Genomic DNA, 18442 nt, shown 5'->3' on the forward strand with positions numbered 1-18442 from the left:
TGCACCTTCATGTCGCTGAGCATCACATCCCGCTCATGCCGTTCATGGCGCCCGTGCCCTTGGCGGAGGCCTGGTCGCCATTGCTCTTCATCTTCATCGACGGAGCCGATCCCACGAAGGACGCGATCTGCTCGCCAAAAATATCGCCGTTCACTGTGCCGTAATACGTCACAGGGACGTTCTCAGACGCTTTGGACAGCTGCGCGTAGCTTTGCGTGTCGAGCACCTGGCTGGACCCGCGAACCTTCTGCACCCAGGCGTCGAAGCCGGACTGGTCCATGGCGATGGCGTTGAACGTCATCCCCGAGAAGCCGTCGCCGCTGAAATTGGCCGAAAGCCCATGGTAGGTGCCGGCATGGTCGGCAGCCAGATGGACCTCGGTCTGCATTCCGCCCATCGCGTAAATCTGCGTGCCGAGCTGCGGGATGAAGAAAGCGTTCATCACGGTGCCGGAGGTGATGCGGAAATCGACGGAGGCGCCCACCGGCATCGCCAGCTCATTCACGCTCGCGATATGCAGCTGAGGATAAACGAAAAGCCATTTCCAATCGAGCGCGATGACGTCGACCTCAATCGGCTTCTCGTCATTCTGGGCCACCAGCGGCTTGTAGGGGTCCAGCGCGTGGGTCGTCTTCCAGGTCAGAATGCCGAGTGCGAGCACGATCAGGCAGGGAATGACCCAGACGACGATTTCGATGGTCGTCGAATGGTGGAAATCGGGACGGTAGACGGCCTTCTTGTTGCTGGCGCGGAAATGCCAGGCGAAAGCCAGCGTCAGCACGATGACCGGCACGACCACGATCAGCATGAGAATCACGGCGGTGAAGACCAGGCTCTTTTCAGCCCGGCCGATCGGCCCCTGGGGGTCCAGGATCGCCCAATTACAGCCGGACAGAAGCAGCAGGGGTAGGAAAAGCAACGGTTTAGACCGCGCTGCTCGCCTGAAAAACTCTTTCATCGCGAATCTCTTGCCATTTCGATCATTTTTGAAATCCAGGAACCCGTTGAAAGCCGGTCTAGGCGGGTCGTCAAGCGGCGCCTCGTTCGCGAAATCGCAGTAACGGCATGGGTGGAATGCGTCCGCCGCCTTTGCCTGTTACGAAACTAAACGCCGGGGCGGTCGCGCGAACATGGAGGATCGTCAATCTCCGGGATAACTTCTCGGTAGGTGTCTTTTCGGACGGCTGCTGTCAACAAAGATCATCATGACAAGCGGGCGTCAGCCCTGCCCGGCGCCTTCGCCCAAACCGCAGGGAGAAGAGCTGCCTTGCCGATTATGCACGGCTGAACGCCCAGCCTATCCCGCGCTGGGAGCCGAATCTTTGATCCAGGCCATGGACAGCGGCGCGCGCCCCCTCGCCGCGCCGTCAGCCTTCCAGCACCGCCGCCGTCGTCACCAGACTGACCATGGGCGCGAAACCGGCCAGGATGTCGAGCGTCCGGTCATGCCCGCCCGGCGCGCCGCCGGCGCAGGCATCGGTGACGACACGCACGAAACGCCCGTCATCCACGGCCCCCAGCACCGTACCCAGAACGCAGCATTCCGTCGCCACGCCGCAGACCGCGATGCGGCTGTCAGGCCCGACCAGATCGGCCATCCGCGCGTCCCATTTGCTGAAGGTCGCACGCGTCTCGACCAGCGCACCCTCGCCCGCCGGCAGGGACAGATCCCAAATGGCATCCGCCTCCCCCCGCAGGACGGCGGGAAATTCCTGGAAATAGGGAATCCAGGCGCCATGGGGCGGTATCGGCGCGACATAGCGGGTGAGGATGACCCGGCCGCGATAGGCCGCCACCAGCCGCCGCACCTGCGGCAGCGCCCGATAGAAATCCGGCGAGGCCCAGGGGCTGGGCGGGTCGGCGAAAACCCGCTGCATGTCGATCACCAGCAGCCATTCATCCAGCGCCTGCGGCACCTTGTCCTCCATCAATCTCTTCTATCGCCGATAGGGCCGGCCCGGGCGCGCGTCCAGCGCATCGATATCGAGGTTTAACAGCGGAAAGGCTGGACCGCCTTTCCGCCGCACGGCACAAAGGTCGTTGCGTTCCAGTTATTTCCCCTGTTTTCCCCCGACGATTGCCTGAGGACGACGAGACGGCATGGCGCCTCGCCCCCCTTCGCCCACGCGCGGCAAACGGCCGCTGCCTTTCCGCATCTGGCTGGGCCGGATGCTGGGGTCGCCGATCCGCAACCTTTTCCTGGGCGGCACATTCGTCTTCGTCGTCTGCGTGGCCGCGACCTGCGGCTATATGGCGGCCGGATGGAGCCTGAGCGACGCCCTCTATATGGTCGTCATCACCATCTATACGGTCGGCTACGACGAAATCCGGCAGATCAGCACGCCCTTCCTGCGCGCCAATACGATGATGCTCATCATCCTGGGCTGCACGGGCATGATCTTCCTCACCGGCGCCCTGGTCCAGTTCATCACCATTACCCAGTTTCAGCAGCTTTTTGGCACGAGGCGCATGAAGAACGAGATCGACCAGCTGGACGACCATGTCATCGTCTGCGGCTTCGGCCGCATCGGCTTCACCCTGGCCCAGGAACTCGCGGCCGGGCAGATGCCCTTCATCATATTGGAACGCAGCGAGCGCCGCTTCGCGGAAATCCGCGACCTCGGCTATCTCTGCCTTCAGGCCGATGCGACGGACGAGCATACGCTGCAACTGGCCGGCGTCTCCCGTGCCCGCGTGCTGGCGACCGTGCTGCCCGACGATGCCGCCAATGTCTTCATCACGCTCAGCGCCCGCAGCCTCAATCCGAACCTGGAAATCATCGCACGCGGGGAAGTGGCGTCGACTGAACGCAAGCTGATCCAGGCCGGCGCCAATCGCGTCGTCATGCCCGCCCATATCGGAGCGGAGCGCATGGCGCAGATGATCATGTTTCCGGAGAGCGAGGAATTCCTGCAAGGCACCGAACGGATGCGGGCCTTTCAGAACCAGCTTCTGCGCCTCGGCCTCAATGTGCTGACCCATCCCGTCGCGCCGGACAGCCGCTCAGTCGGCCTCACCGTGGCGGCGGCAGAGCTTGAAGGTTTCGGCAGCTTCTTCATCGTCGGCGTGGAACGCCACGAGGGACAGTCGATCAGCCGGCCACCGCCGGATACCGTTCTGCAAGCCGGTGACGGCGTCGTTCTGATCGGGCGCGACGGCCATGCCCATGCCGTCGCCGCTATTTTCGGCGCGGCGCACACGACGATCTGAGCCGATCAGTCCCCGACGGTCGAAAGGCGCTGGCCGCCCGTGCGGTAAGCCGCGACCGCGTCGGCAAAGGACAGGAAGATGCGGCGGGAAACGGCATCCTGATCCATGTCGTATTCGGGATGCCACTGCACACCGACCGCGAAACCGGATGCCTGGGCGACCCGGAAAGCCTCGATCGTGCCGTCCGGCGCATGGCCTTCCGCGACCAGACCCGGCGCCAACCGGTCAACACCCTGATTATGCAGGGAGTTCACTGCGATATCGCGCGCCTGGGCGACCCGGTGCAGCCAGCTGCCGGAGACGACCCGGATGGCATGAGCCTTGGCATGACGGACCAGGGCGAGGCTTTGCATCGGCGTGGAGTGGTCGATGCGGCCCGGCAGATCCTGGAGGCGCTGGTGCAAGGTGCCGCCGAGCGCGACGTTCATTTCCTGAAAGCCACGGCAAATGCCCAGCAGCGGCATGCCCAGTTCAATGGTCGCGCGGATCAGCGGCAGGGTCACGGCGTCGCGGCAATGATCCTCCGGCGTCTCAGGCGGATGCGGGTCGCCGCCATATAGCGCCGGTTCGACATTCGACGGGCTGCCGGTGAGAATGATGCCGTCCAGCCGTTCGACCAGACAGTCGATATCGGCCTGCGATCCATTGGCCGGAATCAGGATCGGCACGCCGCCGATCAGCTCGCCCACCGCGCGGACATAGGTGTCCGACACCGCGTGATTGAGCATCGCGAAGCGGCCGAAGGATTTCTGACAGCAGGAGATCCCGATCAAAGGCTTCATTTGAGTGACAATGGGCCAGAAGTTGTGCGCGAGAGAAGTGATTCTACCGTATGGCCGAAAATGATTCTGATTATGGCAACTCTGCATCGCTTTGATGGTGCAGTGCACGCTCTGTTTGCGGCTGGGCGAGTTTTTCCAGCCGGCCACCGGATCAAGGGTTTGATTTATCTGTCATAATGGCGCGAGATCGCCTTTCTGTGACAGAATCGCACTTCGGCCTCCGAATCCGGATCATATTTGTTAAGCTTCGGCCGGTCCTGGCCTGGATGGAGACGACAGATGGCGAACCCGCTGAAATTCGACCCCGCTCGCGACGAGATCATCCGTGAGCGCGCCTATCACCTGTGGGAAAGTGAAGGCCGGCCCGAGGGCCGCGCGGCCGAATATTGGGAACGGGCGTCCGAGCTTGTGCAGATGGAAGAAAGCGGCAATCCGGGCCAATTGCCCAACCCGATCGCCGAAGGCGTTGACCCCTCCGCGCCGCAAGGCGTCGAAGAAGCCTTTATCCAGGAAAATCTGGGCGAATTTCCCGGCCAATTGACCGACCAGGGCGATGCCACGCTGACACCCAAGCCCCGCAAGCCGCGCGCCAAGAAGCCGAAAGCGACCTAAGCCGGCCGCGCCTAGCCGGCCGCGCCTAGCCGGCCGCGCCTGGCCGGCCGCAGGTCGGTCTGGATTCGGTTGAACCATCGTCATTCCCGCGAAGGCGGGAATCTTCTGCCTCTAGCACTGCGGCAAGGCATAGAAGACGCCCGCTTTCGCGAGCGTGACGGTGAACGGAGCGCTTCGATCCAAATATGAAACGCTCTCGCCGCGCCGCTCAGGAGGCGCGCCAGCCGTAGCGCTGGGAAATCTTGGCGCGCAGGCCTGTGGTCAAAGCGGGGCCACCGGACATCTGCGTGAACAGCGCGCCGGCGCAATCTCCTGTCAGGAAACGCACGCCCTGCGGCACCGAGACAGTCTCGATAGAGAGGCTGTCGGTGCCGGTCTCTGCGCCGTGACGCCAGACATTCACCGTCTCGGCATGCACGAGATCCGGCAGCACGGCCGCGAAACAGGTCGCGGCCGCGGCAGCAGCGGCATTGTAGGCCGCGAAATTCGGCAAGCCCCTGACGTCGATCGCGCTCGACGCTGCCGCTTCGATGAAGCTCGGCACATTCGGCAGAAGCGGGTCGCGCTTGCCGGGACCGTCGCAGCCTTGCGCGCCGGTCGAGAAAAACGGCACAGCACCGGCGGCCGAGGCCAAAGCCAGGCTCTGCTTGATTTTCGGCCCCGACAGGAAGGCGAGGTCGATCACGCGGCGCCGCAAGCCGTCGGCCAGGCTGGGCGCGTCACCCATGCCGAAAACCGGGACGGCCGGCACGCCGATCAGATCGAGCGCCAGCAAAGCCGCCAGTTCCGGACCCAGCGGATTGGTGGCGCCGATCCGCAAAGGGCGGCGGCTGCCGGGAACCAGCGAAACGCCACGACGGGCGACCAGTACGGCTGGCGTCAGCGCGACGAGAATAGGAATCCAATGGTCGGGCGCATATTTGACCCGGCTGTCGCCTTCCAGCCAGGCCAGCAGCGCGGCGCCGGGGGCGACCATCAGCGTGCTGCCGTCCGGGTCCATGCGCGCGCCGAAGGCATTGCCGACGGTCACGCCGTCCGGTCCGCCCATGGCGTCGAAGGTGGAGGTGACGTCCTGCGGCAGACCGCCGAGCAGATAAGGGGTCAGCAGCTTGGTCCAGCCGGCGACGTAGCCGTATGCCGGACCGCTGCTCAGAACCGAAACGCCGTTTTCGAAAACGGCGCGGCCTGCCGAAGCGGGGCCGCCGGTCTGGACCTGGGCAAGCGCGGGCGCCGCGGCAAGGCCCAGCGGCAGGGCGGAGGAGACACTAAGGAAGCGGCGGCGTGAATAACCGGAACCCGACATGCGGTCGATCCAGGCCGGCCGTCAGCTGTCGTATTGCAGCAGGGACGCGAAAGGCACGTCGATCAGATCACGCCCGGACAGGAAGGAAAGTTCGATCAGCGTGACGGCGGCGGTCACGTCGGCGCCCAGTTGGCGCAGCAGGCGGATGCCGGCGGACAAGGTGCCCCCCGTGGCCAGCAGGTCGTCCACCACCACAACGCGGGCACCCGGCGGCACGGCATCGGCCTGCGCCTCGATCCGATCGGAGCGGTATTCCAGCGTATAGTCCAGGCCGACGACATCGCCGGGCAGCTTGCCCGGCTTGCGCAGCATGGTGAACCCGCAGCCGAGCTTCAGCGCCAGCGGCGCCGCGAACAGAAAGCCACGGCTCTCCATGCCCGCCAGATAATCCGGCTTATAGTCGCGGATAACATCGGCCATCCGGGTCACGGCCACCTGCCAGGCGTCGGCATCCCGCAACAAGGTCGAGATGTCATAGAAAAGAATGCCGGGCTTCGGAAAATCCGGGACGGCCCGGATATGCGCTTTAAGGTCCATGGCCGCTGTATAGCCGAGGGATCAGGGGGGGCAAAGCGTCCAAGGCACGTTATTTTTACCCCTGCCCTGCCCGGCATCGCCGGACCTGCCCCGGTCAGCCGCCCGTGAACTGATAGCCGAGGGCGACGGCCGCGACATGGGTCGCCGCATTATTGACCGCCGGCAGATAGGGAAGATTGGCCAGGCGCTGGGCGGTCTCGGCCGGCGGCAGGGAGAAGATGGACGAGCCCAGCAGCTTGTCGACCGCGGCCTGATCACCGGCGCGATAGGCGCCTGACAGCCCGACCATGGCATCGACCACCGCCTGCGACGGCACATCGGGGCTGATGCCGAGCAGACCGCGCACAGTGTTGCGGCTATCCAGCATTTGCAGCCGGAAGAGCGACGGGATCGAGACCCAGCGCGGCGATGTGTTGAGCTGACCACCGAGATAATCGAGCGCGGCAACTGTTTCTGCGGCGAGCGCCGGATTGCCTTGCATCTCTTTATAATGGCCGAAGCCATAGGCCGTGATGTTGATTGCGCGCACATCGACATCGCCATTGGTCTGCAAAGCAGAAGGCTGAATGACCGCCGTACTCGGCTGACGGTCGACCGCACCGGCGCAACCAGTAAGTAGGACCGCCACAGCGAAGCTGGCGACCAGAGCAGAACGCTTCATGACGCGGACCCTTATGATGTTGCAGCTATTACGTGCGATTTTGGCAGGCAGATGCAGAAGCTATGTGCCGCTGCGGTGACGCCCGGCCAGATCAACGTAATGTGCGCCGATCGCGATGAAGCGCATACGCTCATCCTCGCCCAGCACACGCACGAGCCGCGCCGGGCTGCCAGCCCATAGCTCGTTCGGCCCCATCGTCTTACTGGGTGTCAGCAAGGCGCCAGCGGCGAGAACCGCGCCAGCGCCGATGACCGCGCCGTCCAGCACGGTGGCGCCCATGCCGACGAAGCCGCCATCCTCGACGGTGCAGGCATGGACGATGGCGCCATGCCCGACCGTCACGTCATCACCCAGGATGCAGGCGAAGGTCTCGCGGTTCACATGCAGGATGGAACCATCCTGGATATTGGTCCGCGCGCCGATGCGAATGAAATTCGTGTCGCCGCGCAACACGCAATGATACCAGACGCTGGACCCGGCCCCGATGGTGACATCGCCGATGACGGCGGCCGTCGGCGCCACCCAGGCGGTCGGGTCGATGCGCGGCGCCTTTCCCTCAAAGCTCAGGATCGTCGCCGCCACCCGGTTCAGCCGTCCAGCCCGAGCATCAGGCGGACGTTCTGCACGGCAGCACCCGACGCGCCCTTGCCCAGATTGTCGAGCCGCGCCACCAGCAGCGCATGGCGGCGCGCCTCATTGGTGAAGACATGCAGCGACAGGCGGTTGGTATCGTTCAGCGCTTCCGGCTGCAATGTGCCCAGCGGTTCGCTGGAGACCGCGATCTCCGGCGCGTCGGCGTAATGCGCGGCCAGAACCTCGGTCAGTTCGACGGCGCTCGGGCAGCGCGGCAAAGTATCCAGATGCAGCGGGATCGAGACCAGCATACCCTGGCGGAAATGGCCGACCGAGGGAACGAAGACCGGCGGCCGGCTGAGCCCGGCCTGAATTTCGATTTCCGGCACATGCTTATGGGCCAGGCCAAGGGCGTACAGCTCAAAGGCCGGTCCGCCCTCCGCTTCATGCGCTTCGATCATGCTTTTGCCGCCGCCGGAATAGCCGCTGATGGCATTGATGGTGAGCGGCGTATGCGGCGCGATCTTGCCGGCCTCGACCAGCGGGCGCAGCAGGGCGATGGCGCCCGTGGAATAGCAGCCTGGATTGGAAACATGGCTCGCGGCGCGAATTTTGTCCGCCTGGCCGGCGGTCAGCTCGGGGAAACCGAAAACCCAGTCAGGATCGATGCGATAGGCCGTGCTGGCGTCCAGCACGCGCGGCGCGTCCGGGCCAAGGGCCGCGGCCAGCGCCACGGCTTCGCGCGAAGCGGCGTCGGGCAGGCAAAGAATGATGAGATCGGCGTCCGCCATCCGTTTCTGACGCTCGGCCGGGTTTTTCCGGTCGGCATCGGGGATGCTGAGCAGCCTGACAGAAGAAAGGCCGGTCAGGCGCTGGCGAATGCCAAGCCCCGTGGTTCCGGCCTCGCCGTCGATAAAGATTGTCGGCACCACACTCTCCTGGATGCCATCGGCTCCAGAAGAATGGGTGCCGACGGGTCGATCAACGCTTGCTGAACTGGAAGCTACGGCGAGCCTTAGCCTTACCATACTTCTTACGCTCAACCGTGCGGCTGTCGCGCGTCAGGAAGCCGGCGACCTTGAGGATACCACGCAGCTCGGGCTCGTAATAGGTCAGCGCGCGGCTGATGCCATGGCGAACCGCACCGGCCTGGCCGGAGAGACCGCCGCCGTTCACCGTGCAGATGACGTCGAACTGGTTGTAGCGATCGGCCACCAGGAAGGGCTGGGTGATCAGCATCCGCAGCACGGGGCGCGCGAAATAGGTCGCGGCCTTCTTGCCGTTGATGGAGATCTCGCCCTTGCCGGGCTTGATCCAGACGCGGGCAACCGATTCCTTGCGGCGGCCGGTCGCGTAGGAGCGACCGAATTCGTCGCGCTTCGGCTCGACGCGCGTAACCAGGGCCTCGGCGCTGGTCGCGATCGGGGCGGCGGCGAGATCAGCGAGTGTGCGGGTCTCTGACATAATCAGGCCCTCCGATTCTTGGAGTTGAGGGCACCGACATCAAGCTTCGTCGGCTGCTGGCCTTCATGCGGATGCGCGTCATCGGCATAGACATAAAGGTGACGCATCTGCTGGCGCTGTAGCGGGCCGCGCGTGATCATGCGCTCGACCGCCTTTTCGATCACCCGCTCGGGGTGGGCGGAGGCCAGACGCTGGCCAACGGTACGGCCCTTGATGCCGCCCGCGTAACCGGTGTGGTAGTAGAAGACGGACTGCTCGGCCTTCTTGCCCGTGACCTGCACCTTGCGGGCATTCACGATAATGACGTGGTCGCCGCAATCGACATGCGGGGTGAACTGGGGCTTGTGCTTTCCACGCAGACGGTTGGCAACAACGACCGCCAAGCGGCCGAGAACCAGACCTTCCGCGTCGATGAGCACCCAGTTCTTGCGAGCCTCAGTGGGCTTCAGCGAGAGGGTTGTCTTCATCCGAACTCGGTTCCTTTTAGAGTGGGCGGCTTATGGCGGCTTCACCTTGGCCGGTCAAGGCTTTTGGCATGTGGTATTTGGATACCACATGCCGCCGCAAAGACCGCCGCGCCCGGCCCCGCCCCTGCGGCAGGCTGCGGAACATTCAGTATGGGACTGAAAGAATTGGAAATACTGGGAAGGGTGAACTCAAATGAGCAGGGATCGGGGTCAACCAATCCCTGCTCATTTCGGCTGATCTTTGCCAGCCGAGCATGACTGGTTTGAAAAACCAGCCCGCCAGACGTCTCCCTAAACTTGGCCGCCGAAATTCGTCTTCGAGAGACCTCTCGGCAAGCGGACTGTGGCTAAATTGTTGCAATTAGGCAAGTCTCTTCCCAGCCCGCATGGCAGTCGCCATTTCGTGAGCCTGCCGTCCATAACTACGAAAACCGGGAGAACCGTTTCGTGACCAGCCAAATACAGGCCCCCACCGCCGCCGACACAGCAAATGCGACCATCCGGGACGTTCTGACCCGCTACAAACGCGTGGCTTTGGTCGGCGCTTCGGCCAAGCCGGAACGGCCGTCGCACGGTGTCATGGGTTTTTTGCTGCGCCACGGATTCGCGGTGACGCCGGTCAATCCGGGCATCTCCGGGCAAAGCATCCACCGCCAGACCGTGGTCGCCACGCTGGAGGAAGCCGGGCCGCTGGAGATCGTGGATATCTTCCGCGCCTCCGATCAGGTCGGGCCGGTGGTCGATGACGCCATCCGCCTGGGGGCCAAAGTTGTCTGGATGCAGCTTGGCGTCGTCAATCAGGAGGCGGCCGCCGCCGCGCGGGCGGCCGGGCTGACCGTCATCATGGACCGCTGCCCGGCCATCGAATGGCCCCGCCTGGGATTGGGTGCGGGACAAAGTCCAAGCTGAACCGCAGCTGTCTTTTCGGTAAGATAACCGGCGCGCGATAGACAGACGGCGTCGGTGCCACCAAATCTGCGGCGACACATTTTCCTGAACAGGATCCGAGCATGACCCCCGAGGAACGCGATATCATCTCCCGCTTCGTGCAGCGCGTGGCCGGCGCGTCGTCGGCGGGCTCAGTCCCCAGCACGCAAACCGCCCTGCCCCCGGTCGATTCCGAGGCGGACGGCCATCTGGCCGGGCTGTTCCAGCAATATCCGGAAGCCCGCTACCGCATGACGCAATTCGCTTTCGGGCAGGAACAGGCGTTGCAGGGCGCGGCCCAGCAGCTTCAGGTCTTGCAGCAGGAGAACGCGGCGCTGCGCCAGCAGGTGCAGCAGGTCAGCACGCAGCCGGCCGGGTTCGGCGGCCAGCAGGGTCAGCAGGGCGGCGGCTTCTTCAGCCGCATGTTCGGCGGCAATGGTCCGCAGCAGCAGGGCGGCTATCAGCAGCCGCCTTATGCCCAGCCCTATCCCAACCAGGGCTATGCCCAGCAGCAGCCCGGTTTCGGCGCCCCGCCGCCGGGCTATAACCAAGGCTACGGCCAGCAGGGCATGATGGCCCAGCGCGGCGGCAGCGGCTTTCTGGGCTCGGCGCTGACGACCGCCGCCGGCGTCGCGGGCGGCATGCTCGCCTTCAACGCCGTCGAAAGCCTCTTCACCGATCGCGGTGCGGCAGCGACGGCGGCCGGCAATGCCGGCGACTCGTCCGGCTGGGCCTCGGTTCCCGATCAGGGTGGGGGCGATAATTCCGGCTGGAGCAATGCGGGCGACAATAGCGGCTGGGGCGGCAATGCGGCCGATAATAGCGGCTGGCAGAATACGCCGGACCAGACGACGCAGGATAACAGCGGCTGGACGGATGATTCCTCCGGCGGCAGCGATAGCGGCTGGGACGACAGCAGCGGCGGTGGCGGCAGCGACGACTGGGTGTAATGGTTTAGTCTGTAGTGTCGCCCGCAGCTTTATGCCGCGGGCGACAGCCCTACTTACGGCGGCCTCGTTCGAAAACGCGTCAGCCGATCGAAAATCCCGGCAGCGGATATGTGGTGACCAGGGACACGATGGCGCTGAAAGCGACGTCGACCAGCACCAGCAAGGCAGCGCCGCTGGGTGAGACACCCAGCACCAGCCGCGCCATCCACCATTCCAGCCACAGCGCCCAGCCATAGCCGACCAGGGCCGCCGTCTCCGACACGATGGAAGGCGCATGGGCCAGCATCGGCAGCGACGTCAGCATCAGCAGCACATACTGGGCCAGATTGCTCCAGTTCCAGGCGGCGATGAAACGTGGCCATAGCGCTTCCAGACCCAGCATCCGCAACAGCGGCAGGGCAAGCAGCGCATAGCCGGCCCAGGTGATCGGGAAGCTCAGCAGGTCCAGAATGAGGGCGTGTCTGCCCTCCAGGGGGCCGGTACCGGCCAGCCAATCCAGATAGTGAAACAGCAGGAAGATCGGGAAGACGAACAGTGCCGTGATGAAGCTGCGCTGCGTCGCCGCCATGTCATTGGTAAAAACCCGCGCGCCTTCCGGCCGGCCGAAGGTCAGCATGGCGATGCCGCGTGCGGAGAATCCGATCTCCCGCGCCCAGAGGCGCAGAACCTGCCTGGCGCCGTCGCTCATCCCGGCGGCAGAGGTGAGGCGCCGCCGGCCGCCATGGCGATCAGTTGCGGGCCGGCCACCAGAGCGATGGTCAGGAGGTTGATGATCAGGACCAGCAGGATGGCCCGCCCGATGGTCAATGCCAGCGCGTGGCGCGCCAGAAACCAATGCAGCCAGAAGGCATAGGCCAGCAGCAGGCAGCACAGCACGATGACGATCGGCCGCAGGGGCAGACCGGCCTGAACCATGATGCCGGCCAGAACCACCAGCACCGCGCCCAGCACCGGCAGAATCCACTGGCACCAGTTGAAGGCGGTCGCGAAGCGAAACCAGCCCGCTTCCTTGCCCCAGCGACGGGCCAGGGAAAAGGACAGGACTGGCGGCGCCAGAATGGCGACCAGCGAGGCCAGAAAATCGGTGATACCGTCCAGAACGCGGCCCTGCATGCCCATCAGCACGCAGCCGACCAGCGGAAAGGCGATCATCGGCGCCAGGCTGGACAGGAAGGGATCGGGGCCATTGCCGATTTCCGCCAGTCCCGTGGCCTTTCCCCGGCAGATCAGGACGATGCCGCGCAAAATATTGGCGCGGCCCGGCTTCGCATTCATGCCCTGCCCCATCATGCCGAGAAACGCTCCAAAATCGCCGCATAGGCACCGGCCAGGCGGCGCAGGTCGGCGACGGTCGTATGCTCGTCGACCTTATGCATGCTCTGACCGACGAGACCGAATTCGGCGACGGGGCAGAGATGCGTAATGAACCGCGCATCCGAGGTACCGCCGCCAGTATCCAGTTTCGGCACGCGGCCGAAGATATCGCCGATGACCGCGGCCAGCATGTCGACCTCGCCACCCGGATCGGTCAGGAAACTGTCGCCGGTGCGGTGGAAGGTGATGCTTGCATCCGGCGCATGGGTCGCCGCCTCGGCCTTGATCCAGGCTTCCAGGCTCGCCGCCGTATGGGCGTCGTTGTAGCGGATATTCAGCTTGGCCGTGGCGAGCGCCGGAATGACATTGGTCGCCGGATTGCCGACATCGACGCTGGTGACCTGTAGCGAGGACGGCTGGAACCAGCGATTGCCCTCATCCAGCCGGCGCGTCACCAAAGCCTGAAGCAGGGCCAGAATTTTATGAACGGGATTATCCGCCAGATGCGGATAGGCGGCATGGCCCTGCACGCCCGGCACGGCAATCGCCGCACTCAGGCTGCCGCGCCGGCCGATCTTGATGATATCGCCGAGCGCCTGCGGATTGGTGGGCTCGCCCACCAGACAGAAATCGGGGATTTCGCCATGGTCGCGCATCCAGTCGACGACGCGGACGGTGCCGTCATGCGCCGGGCCTTCTTCATCGCCGGTAATCAGCAGGGAGACGGACCCGGGCAGCTTGCCCGCGTCGCGGGCCTGGACGACGCCGGCCACGAAAGCCGCGATGGCAGCCTTCATGTCGCAGGCGCCACGGCCATACAGAATGCCGTCCTCCACCACCCCGCCGAAAGGATCATGCCGCCAGCCCTCGCCCGGCGGCACGACATCCGTATGGCCCGCAAAGCAAAAATGCGGCGCCCCGCTGCCGAGACGCGCATAGAGATTGGGCGTCGTGCCGAAGGTCAGACGATGGACGGTGAAGCCGAGAGCGCTCAGCGCCTCGGCCAGCACATCCATCGCGCCGGCATCGGCGGGCGTGACGCTGGCGCAGCGCAGCAGCGCCTGTGCCAGCGGCAGCGGATCCGCCAAGGTGATGGGCAGGGTGGCGGCAGCACTCACGTGCGCAGCAGGTCGTTGATGGAGGTCTTTTCGCGCGTGCGCTGATCGACGCGCTTGACGATGACGGCGCAGGCGAGTGAAGGGCCCGGCGAGCCATCGGCGAGCGGCTTGCCCGGCAGGGTGCCCGGCACGACGACCGAGTAGGCCGGCACGCGGCCCTGGAAGACCTCGCCGCTGGCGCGGTCGATGATTTTGGTGGAGGCACCGAGGAAGACGCCCATGGAGACGACCGAACCGCGCTCGACGATGAAGCCTTCGGCGACTTCAGACCGCGCGCCGATGAAGCAGTCATCCTCGATCACGACGGGATTGGCCTGAAGCGGTTCCAACACGCCGCCGAGGCCGACGCCGCCCGAAATATGGCAGTTGCGGCCGACCTGGGCGCAGGAGCCGACGGTCGACCAGGTGTCGATCATGGTGCCTTCGCCGACATAGGCGCCGACATTCACGAAGGACGGCATCAGCACGACATTCTTCGCGATGAAGGCGGAGCGGCGCACGATGGCACCCGGCACGGCGCGGAAGCCGGCATCGGCGAAGCGGTTGTCGCCCCAGCCCTCGAACTTCATCGGCACCTTGTCATAGACGGGCGCGCCGCCGGAACCCGGCATGGCGACACTGTCCTGAAGACGGAAGGACAGCAGCACGGCCTTTTTCAGCCACTGGTTGACCTGCCAGCCATCGGCGGTCGGCTCGGCGACGCGGGCTTCGCCCGATTCCAGCAGCGCCAGCGCCGCATCGACGGCCTCGCGATCGGCGCCGGCCGTTTTGGACGAAATTTCGGTCCGGCGATCCCACAGGGCATCGATCAGCGGGGCCAGTTCAGGAGCGGCCAGACTCGCGCTCGTCATATCAGTCTCCATCCGGGAAGGGGCGGACCTTTAAGCCCCCGGTCGCTCCTGTCAACGCGGGAGCGTCCCTTCATGCGGGTTAGACCAGGTCGTGAGGCCGATGCCGGCGGTGGTGAAGGTCGTGGCCAGACGCGGGCTGGTGAGCGCCGCCAGCTCCGCCTCATGCTCATAATCCGGCATGAAGCGGTCGAGCACGGCATCGCGTCCGGCGGCCGGGTGGAAATAGATTTCCGACAGGCCGGGCGGCAGGCAAGGCGCCAATGTCAGCAGCCGGTGCTCCGTCATATGGCCGCTCCAGGCGATGCCGAAGGCGTGGTCGTTGACGGCAAGCCTGGCCCGCCGCGCCTGGGCGCGCAGCAGTTGCGTCCAGGCCAGCAGCGCGCGCGCGCCGATACCCTGCGGGATGCCGAGCCCGGCCATCACGCCGGCGGGCTCGGCCGGAATGCGCATCGCACGCAGGCCGTATTGCTGCCCGGCCGCGATCATCATCCGCCCGACGACAGGGTGCAGATGCATATGCTTATGGGCATTGGCATGGTCCAGCGTCAGGCCGGTGGCGGAAAAGGTGCGGAACTGGGCCGCGATCTCCCGCGACAATTGCGCCTTCACGCGAGGATGGAAGGCGTAGCGCAGGCCGAGGCCGAGTTGGTCGGAGGGGATGCGCCCCTCCCCGTCCAGCAATTCGGCGATCTCGGCAGGCGGAAGAACCGCCGGCCCTTCAATCGCGACCAGATGCAGCCCGACTTTCAAATTGGGCATGCTACGCGCCCGGCGCACGGCGTCCGCCGCCGCATCACCCGCGACCATCAGGCTGGCGGTCGACAGCAGTCCGTCGCGATGGGCGCGCTCGATCCCCTCATTGACGGCGATGGACAGGCCGAAATCATCGGCCGAGATGATCGCCCGGCGTTCCGGGGCTCGGCGGGTATTCCCTGTCATGCGCGGCTTCATGCCGCGCATCTACCCGTTGCAGCGCCCAACAGGGTAGATCCCCGGGACGAGCCCGGGGATGACGACAAGCGCAAAACGGGCGAGACCTTAAGCGGCGATCTTGTGGCGCTCGCGCAGGAACTGGAAGAATTCCACGCCTTCGCGCAGGCGGCGCACCAGCATCTGCCGGCTGCCCAGCATCTCCCACACGATGGAGCCGATCTTCGAGCGGCGGAAGTAGAAGCGCTTGTAGAAGACTTCCACGTTGTCGAAGATTTCCTGATGCGTCAGATGCTCGTAGCTCAGCGGCGCGATCTGGATGCCGCTATCATCGATCAGTTCCGCGTTTTTCGCGTCCAGCCAACCGTTTTCCAGCGCCTGTTTGTAAAGCGCGGTACCCGGATAGGGCGCGGCCAGGGAGACCTGGATGGTATGCGGGTTGATGCGGGTCGCGAATTCGATCGTCTCTTCGATCGTCTCCTTCGTCTCGCCCGGCAGGCCAAGGATGAAGGTGCCGTGAATCTTGATGCCGAGCTCGTGGCAGTCCTTGGTGAACTGCTCCGCCGTCGTGACCAGCATGCCCTTCTTGATGTTGTGCAGGATCTGCTGATTGCCGCTTTCGTAGCCGACGAGCAGCAGGCGCAGGCCATTGGCCTTCAGCACTTCCAGCGTCTTGCGCGGCACATTGGCCTTGGCATTGCAGGACCAGGTGACGCCGAGCTTGCCGAGTTCCTTCGCGATTTCCTCGGCGCGCGGCAGGTTGTCGGTGAAGGTGTCGTCGTCGAAGAAGAATTCCTTGACCTGCGGGAAGTCCTTCATCGCCTGCTTGATTTCGGCGGCCACATGCTCGGGGCTGCGCACGCGATAGCGATGGCCACCAACCGTCTGCGGCCACAGGCAGAAGGTGCAGCGGGATTTGCAGCCACGGCCGGTATAGATCGAAATATAGGGGTGCTTCAGGTACCCGATGAAATAGTCTTCGATCTTGAGGTCGCGCTTGTAGACGTCGGTCACGAAGGGCAGCTGATCCATGTCTTCCAGGATCGCGCGGTCCTTATTGTGCTTAATTTCGCCCGAGGCATCGCGGTAGGAGATGCCGTCGACTTCCGCCCAGTCGCGGCCTTCGGCGATTTCCTTGATCGTGAAATCGAACTCGTTGCGGGCGACGAAATCGACGGCGGTCGAGGCCGCCAGGCTCTCGGTCGGCTGCACGGCGACCTTGGCGCCGACGAAGCCGATCTTCACGGCAGGATTCGTCAGCTTGATCTGCTCGGCGACCTTCACGTCATTCTGGAAGGACGGCGTCGAGGTGTGGATGATGACGAGATCGCGGTTCTTCACATCCGCCAGAATCGGCTCCATGCCCATGCGGGACGGCGGCGCGTCGATCAGGCGGCTGCCCGGCACCAGGGCCGCAGGCTGAGCCAGCCAGGTCGGATACCAGAAGGATTTGATTTCCCGCCGCGCCTGGTAGCGCGAACCCGCGCCTCCGTCGAAGCCATCAAACGAGGGCGGCTGCAGGAACAGTGTCTTCATCATAGCTAATTGATACCCCGAGTAAGGCGGCCTGTCTTGCCGAAGCGTAGTCTACCGAAACCAAGCGAGCCAGAGCCGGCCCTGAAGTGCTGACGGTCCGAGCCGGCAGCCATACTATTGCCGCGCCAGACAACACGATTGCCAAGATAGCTGGCAAATAGAACCGACAGCGAGAAGAATTCGCGAGCCGGCAGCAGCCAGCCGGAAAAACGGCCGCGCCCGATCTGGCGCGTCACGGCTTGCATGAACAAAGCCCGTGCCAGCCAGACAACCGCCGCGAAAGCCAGCGACCACCAGGTGAAGCCCGCGGCCAGCACCGTCATGAACCCCCAGAAGACCGGAAACTGAAGGGCGGTCGTCGCATAGGTGACCGGCTCCAGCGCACGAATGGTGCGGGCCCAGCGCAGTTCATGCGCGAACAGGGCGCCGAGCGAATCTTCCGCCACCGTGGTGACGACGATGCCGGAGATCATGGCGATTCGCTGGCCGGTGCCGCGCACCAGCCGGCCGATCGCGAAATCATCCGCCAGATGCGGCAGCAGGGCGTGCAGGCCACCGATGGCGTCCAGCGTCTGGCGCCGCAGAGCGACGGCCGCGCCCAGGCAATCCTGCCGGCCCAGCATACGCCCGACCATGACGCCGGGCAGGAAAATATGATTGATCTGCGCGGCGCCGAAAGGTCCGACCAGGCCCGGCCGGCTGGCGATGCCGGTATAGAGCGCGGTTACCAGACCGACATCGGGGGCGGCCAATCCGGCGACGACGCGTTCCAGAAACTGCGGCGTCACATGCACGTCCGAATCGGCCATGACGATGATGTCGTGCCGGGCGGCGGACCACATGTTGATGAGGTTGGCGATCTTGCGATTGCCCGTATGCTGCGTGTCATCAATGATAAGTGTTATGTCCCGCGCGGGGAAAAGCGCCTGTAGTCTTTCGACCACGGCGATCGCCGGATCATTGCTGTCCTGCACGCCGAAGATAACCTGATAATGCGGATAGGACTGGGTGCAGAAGGAGGCGAGCGCGGCCTCCAGCAGCGGCTCGTCGCCCTTCAGCGGCTTCAGGATGGTCACCGGCGGCCGCTCGGCCAAATGCGGCCGCGGCTGCTGGTTGAATCGCTTCAACGCCTGCCACGCTCCACCGGCCTGCACCAGGCCGGCTGCGGAAAAGAGAGCCGTCGCGTCCGCGAGCAGGGTCAAGGCCT

General features: G+C 64.7%; 21 protein-coding genes. 4 read left to right on the forward strand and 17 right to left on the reverse strand.

Translation table 11 applies throughout. The features are described 5' to 3' along the window. Positions 1–22: 22 nt before the first annotated feature. Both cyoA and ASILVAE211_RS16140 read right to left on the reverse strand, forming a co-directional pair. The gene (cyoA, locus tag ASILVAE211_RS16135) at positions 23–919 is read right to left on the reverse strand and encodes a ubiquinol oxidase subunit II (protein ID WP_227322371.1); all 897 of its coding nucleotides are present in this window, start codon (positions 917–919) and stop codon (positions 23–25) included. 448 nt (positions 920–1367) lie between these two features. Then, on the reverse strand, positions 1368–1928 hold the full coding sequence (locus tag ASILVAE211_RS16140; protein WP_227322372.1) for a cysteine hydrolase family protein: 561 nt from the start codon (positions 1926–1928) through the stop codon (positions 1368–1370). Between the two features lie 172 nt (positions 1929–2100). Here ASILVAE211_RS16140 and ASILVAE211_RS16145 point away from each other — a divergent pair, with 172 nt between their 5' ends. Further along, positions 2101–3210 carry a potassium channel family protein gene (locus tag ASILVAE211_RS16145; RefSeq protein WP_227322373.1) on the forward strand — a complete coding sequence of 370 codons (1110 nt, stop codon included), beginning with the start codon at positions 2101–2103 and terminating at the stop codon, positions 3208–3210. A 5-nt stretch (positions 3211–3215) separates the two neighbouring features. Here the strand turns inward: ASILVAE211_RS16145 and ASILVAE211_RS16150 are convergent, their stop codons facing one another. Continuing rightward, complete coding sequence (locus tag ASILVAE211_RS16150; RefSeq protein ID WP_227322374.1) at positions 3216–3992, reverse strand: gamma-glutamyl-gamma-aminobutyrate hydrolase family protein; 777 nt, start codon at positions 3990–3992, stop codon at positions 3216–3218. Positions 3993–4271: 279 nt separating this feature from the next. Here ASILVAE211_RS16150 and ASILVAE211_RS16155 point away from each other — a divergent pair, with 279 nt between their 5' ends. Next, entirely contained in the window at positions 4272–4604 is a 333-nt protein-coding gene (locus tag ASILVAE211_RS16155) for a DUF2934 domain-containing protein (RefSeq protein WP_227322375.1), read from the forward strand. 208 nt (positions 4605–4812) lie between these two features. Here ASILVAE211_RS16155 and ASILVAE211_RS16160 read toward each other — a convergent pair whose 3' ends face one another. The 7 genes from ASILVAE211_RS16160 to rplM all read right to left on the reverse strand — a co-directional run bounded on the left by ASILVAE211_RS16160 (position 4813) and on the right by rplM (position 9609). Further along, positions 4813–5907 carry a hypothetical protein gene (locus tag ASILVAE211_RS16160; RefSeq protein WP_227322376.1) on the reverse strand — a complete coding sequence of 365 codons (1095 nt, stop codon included), beginning with the start codon at positions 5905–5907 and terminating at the stop codon, positions 4813–4815. A 21-nt stretch (positions 5908–5928) separates the two neighbouring features. Next, the gene (locus ASILVAE211_RS16165; RefSeq protein WP_227322377.1) at positions 5929–6444 is read right to left on the reverse strand and encodes an adenine phosphoribosyltransferase; all 516 of its coding nucleotides are present in this window, start codon (positions 6442–6444) and stop codon (positions 5929–5931) included. Between the two features lie 94 nt (positions 6445–6538). Next, a complete protein-coding gene (locus ASILVAE211_RS16170) occupies positions 6539–7105 on the reverse strand; it encodes a hypothetical protein (RefSeq protein WP_227322378.1) in 567 nt (188 codons plus the stop codon). A 60-nt stretch (positions 7106–7165) separates the two neighbouring features. Beyond that, positions 7166–7687: a gamma carbonic anhydrase family protein gene (locus ASILVAE211_RS16175; RefSeq protein WP_227322379.1), complete on the reverse strand. Its 522-nt coding sequence runs from the start codon at positions 7685–7687 to the stop codon at positions 7166–7168. Positions 7688–7692: 5 nt separating this feature from the next. Then, positions 7693–8607, reverse strand: a complete 915-nt coding sequence (gene argC / locus ASILVAE211_RS16180; RefSeq protein WP_227322380.1) for an N-acetyl-gamma-glutamyl-phosphate reductase — start codon at positions 8605–8607, stop codon at positions 7693–7695. Positions 8608–8659: 52 nt separating this feature from the next. Beyond that, the gene (gene rpsI / locus ASILVAE211_RS16185) at positions 8660–9142 is read right to left on the reverse strand and encodes a 30S ribosomal protein S9 (RefSeq protein WP_227322381.1); all 483 of its coding nucleotides are present in this window, start codon (positions 9140–9142) and stop codon (positions 8660–8662) included. Between the two features lie 2 nt (positions 9143–9144). Beyond that, positions 9145–9609, reverse strand: a complete 465-nt coding sequence (rplM, locus tag ASILVAE211_RS16190; RefSeq protein WP_227322382.1) for a 50S ribosomal protein L13 — start codon at positions 9607–9609, stop codon at positions 9145–9147. A 447-nt stretch (positions 9610–10056) separates the two neighbouring features. Between rplM and ASILVAE211_RS16195 the strand changes: the two genes are divergently transcribed. Both ASILVAE211_RS16195 and ASILVAE211_RS16200 read left to right on the forward strand, forming a co-directional pair. Next, complete coding sequence (locus tag ASILVAE211_RS16195; RefSeq protein WP_227322383.1) at positions 10057–10518, forward strand: CoA-binding protein; 462 nt, start codon at positions 10057–10059, stop codon at positions 10516–10518. Between the two features lie 101 nt (positions 10519–10619). Continuing rightward, positions 10620–11486, forward strand: a complete 867-nt coding sequence (locus ASILVAE211_RS16200) for a DUF2076 domain-containing protein (protein WP_227322384.1) — start codon at positions 10620–10622, stop codon at positions 11484–11486. Between the two features lie 79 nt (positions 11487–11565). On the opposite strand, the gene ASILVAE211_RS16205 is transcribed toward ASILVAE211_RS16200, so the two are convergent. The 7 genes from ASILVAE211_RS16205 to hpnI form a co-directional block, all read right to left on the reverse strand. Next, on the reverse strand, positions 11566–12174 hold the full coding sequence (locus tag ASILVAE211_RS16205; RefSeq protein WP_227322385.1) for a hypothetical protein: 609 nt from the start codon (positions 12172–12174) through the stop codon (positions 11566–11568). Further along, positions 12171–12761, reverse strand: coding sequence for a hypothetical protein (locus ASILVAE211_RS16210; RefSeq protein ID WP_227322386.1), 591 nt, complete (start codon positions 12759–12761; stop codon positions 12171–12173). Before ASILVAE211_RS16210 ends, ASILVAE211_RS16205 begins: the two co-directional genes overlap by 4 nt. 11 nt (positions 12762–12772) lie before the next feature. Next, a complete protein-coding gene (dapE, locus tag ASILVAE211_RS16215; protein ID WP_227322387.1) occupies positions 12773–13918 on the reverse strand; it encodes a succinyl-diaminopimelate desuccinylase in 1146 nt (381 codons plus the stop codon). Beyond that, on the reverse strand, positions 13915–14769 hold the full coding sequence (gene dapD, locus ASILVAE211_RS16220) for a 2,3,4,5-tetrahydropyridine-2,6-dicarboxylate N-succinyltransferase (protein ID WP_227322388.1): 855 nt from the start codon (positions 14767–14769) through the stop codon (positions 13915–13917). Before dapD ends, dapE begins: the two co-directional genes overlap by 4 nt. Positions 14770–14820: 51 nt before the next feature. Further along, on the reverse strand, positions 14821–15708 hold the full coding sequence (gene hpnK, locus ASILVAE211_RS16225; RefSeq protein ID WP_227322389.1) for a hopanoid biosynthesis-associated protein HpnK: 888 nt from the start codon (positions 15706–15708) through the stop codon (positions 14821–14823). A 99-nt stretch (positions 15709–15807) separates the two neighbouring features. Then, positions 15808–17238 (reverse strand): hopanoid biosynthesis associated radical SAM protein HpnJ, encoded by a 1431-nt coding sequence (gene hpnJ / locus ASILVAE211_RS16230; RefSeq protein ID WP_227322390.1) that lies wholly within the window; start codon positions 17236–17238, stop codon positions 15808–15810. Between the two features lie 2 nt (positions 17239–17240). After that, a complete protein-coding gene (hpnI, locus tag ASILVAE211_RS16235) occupies positions 17241–18437 on the reverse strand; it encodes a bacteriohopanetetrol glucosamine biosynthesis glycosyltransferase HpnI (protein WP_227322391.1) in 1197 nt (398 codons plus the stop codon). Between the last annotated feature and the right edge of the window lie 5 nt (positions 18438–18442).

Source organism: Acidisoma silvae (genome assembly GCF_020618775.1).
Taxonomy (GTDB): domain Bacteria; phylum Pseudomonadota; class Alphaproteobacteria; order Acetobacterales; family Acetobacteraceae; genus Acidisoma; species Acidisoma silvae.

What these genes read in the sequence shown, in the direction of transcription:
- ASILVAE211_RS16155 (WP_227322375.1), top strand. Translation starts at nt 4,272, where the DNA reads ATGGCGAACCCGCTGAAATTCGACCCCGCTCGCGACGAGATCATCCGT.
- hpnK (WP_227322389.1), bottom strand. Translation starts at nt 15,708, where the DNA reads ATGACAGGGAATACCCGCCGAGCCCCGGAACGCCGGGCGATCATCTCG.
- ASILVAE211_RS16200 (WP_227322384.1), top strand. Translation starts at nt 10,620, where the DNA reads ATGACCCCCGAGGAACGCGATATCATCTCCCGCTTCGTGCAGCGCGTG.
- ASILVAE211_RS16150 (WP_227322374.1), bottom strand. Translation starts at nt 3,992, where the DNA reads ATGAAGCCTTTGATCGGGATCTCCTGCTGTCAGAAATCCTTCGGCCGC.
- ASILVAE211_RS16165 (WP_227322377.1), bottom strand. Translation starts at nt 6,444, where the DNA reads ATGGACCTTAAAGCGCATATCCGGGCCGTCCCGGATTTTCCGAAGCCC.
- ASILVAE211_RS16170 (WP_227322378.1), bottom strand. Translation starts at nt 7,105, where the DNA reads ATGAAGCGTTCTGCTCTGGTCGCCAGCTTCGCTGTGGCGGTCCTACTT.
- rplM (WP_227322382.1), bottom strand. Translation starts at nt 9,609, where the DNA reads ATGAAGACAACCCTCTCGCTGAAGCCCACTGAGGCTCGCAAGAACTGG.
- dapD (WP_227322388.1), bottom strand. Translation starts at nt 14,769, where the DNA reads ATGACGAGCGCGAGTCTGGCCGCTCCTGAACTGGCCCCGCTGATCGAT.
- ASILVAE211_RS16140 (WP_227322372.1), bottom strand. Translation starts at nt 1,928, where the DNA reads ATGGAGGACAAGGTGCCGCAGGCGCTGGATGAATGGCTGCTGGTGATC.
- ASILVAE211_RS16160 (WP_227322376.1), bottom strand. Translation starts at nt 5,907, where the DNA reads ATGTCGGGTTCCGGTTATTCACGCCGCCGCTTCCTTAGTGTCTCCTCC.
- ASILVAE211_RS16205 (WP_227322385.1), bottom strand. Translation starts at nt 12,174, where the DNA reads ATGAGCGACGGCGCCAGGCAGGTTCTGCGCCTCTGGGCGCGGGAGATC.
- rpsI (WP_227322381.1), bottom strand. Translation starts at nt 9,142, where the DNA reads ATGTCAGAGACCCGCACACTCGCTGATCTCGCCGCCGCCCCGATCGCG.
- hpnJ (WP_227322390.1), bottom strand. Translation starts at nt 17,238, where the DNA reads ATGATGAAGACACTGTTCCTGCAGCCGCCCTCGTTTGATGGCTTCGAC.
- ASILVAE211_RS16210 (WP_227322386.1), bottom strand. Translation starts at nt 12,761, where the DNA reads ATGAATGCGAAGCCGGGCCGCGCCAATATTTTGCGCGGCATCGTCCTG.
- ASILVAE211_RS16145 (WP_227322373.1), top strand. Translation starts at nt 2,101, where the DNA reads ATGGCGCCTCGCCCCCCTTCGCCCACGCGCGGCAAACGGCCGCTGCCT.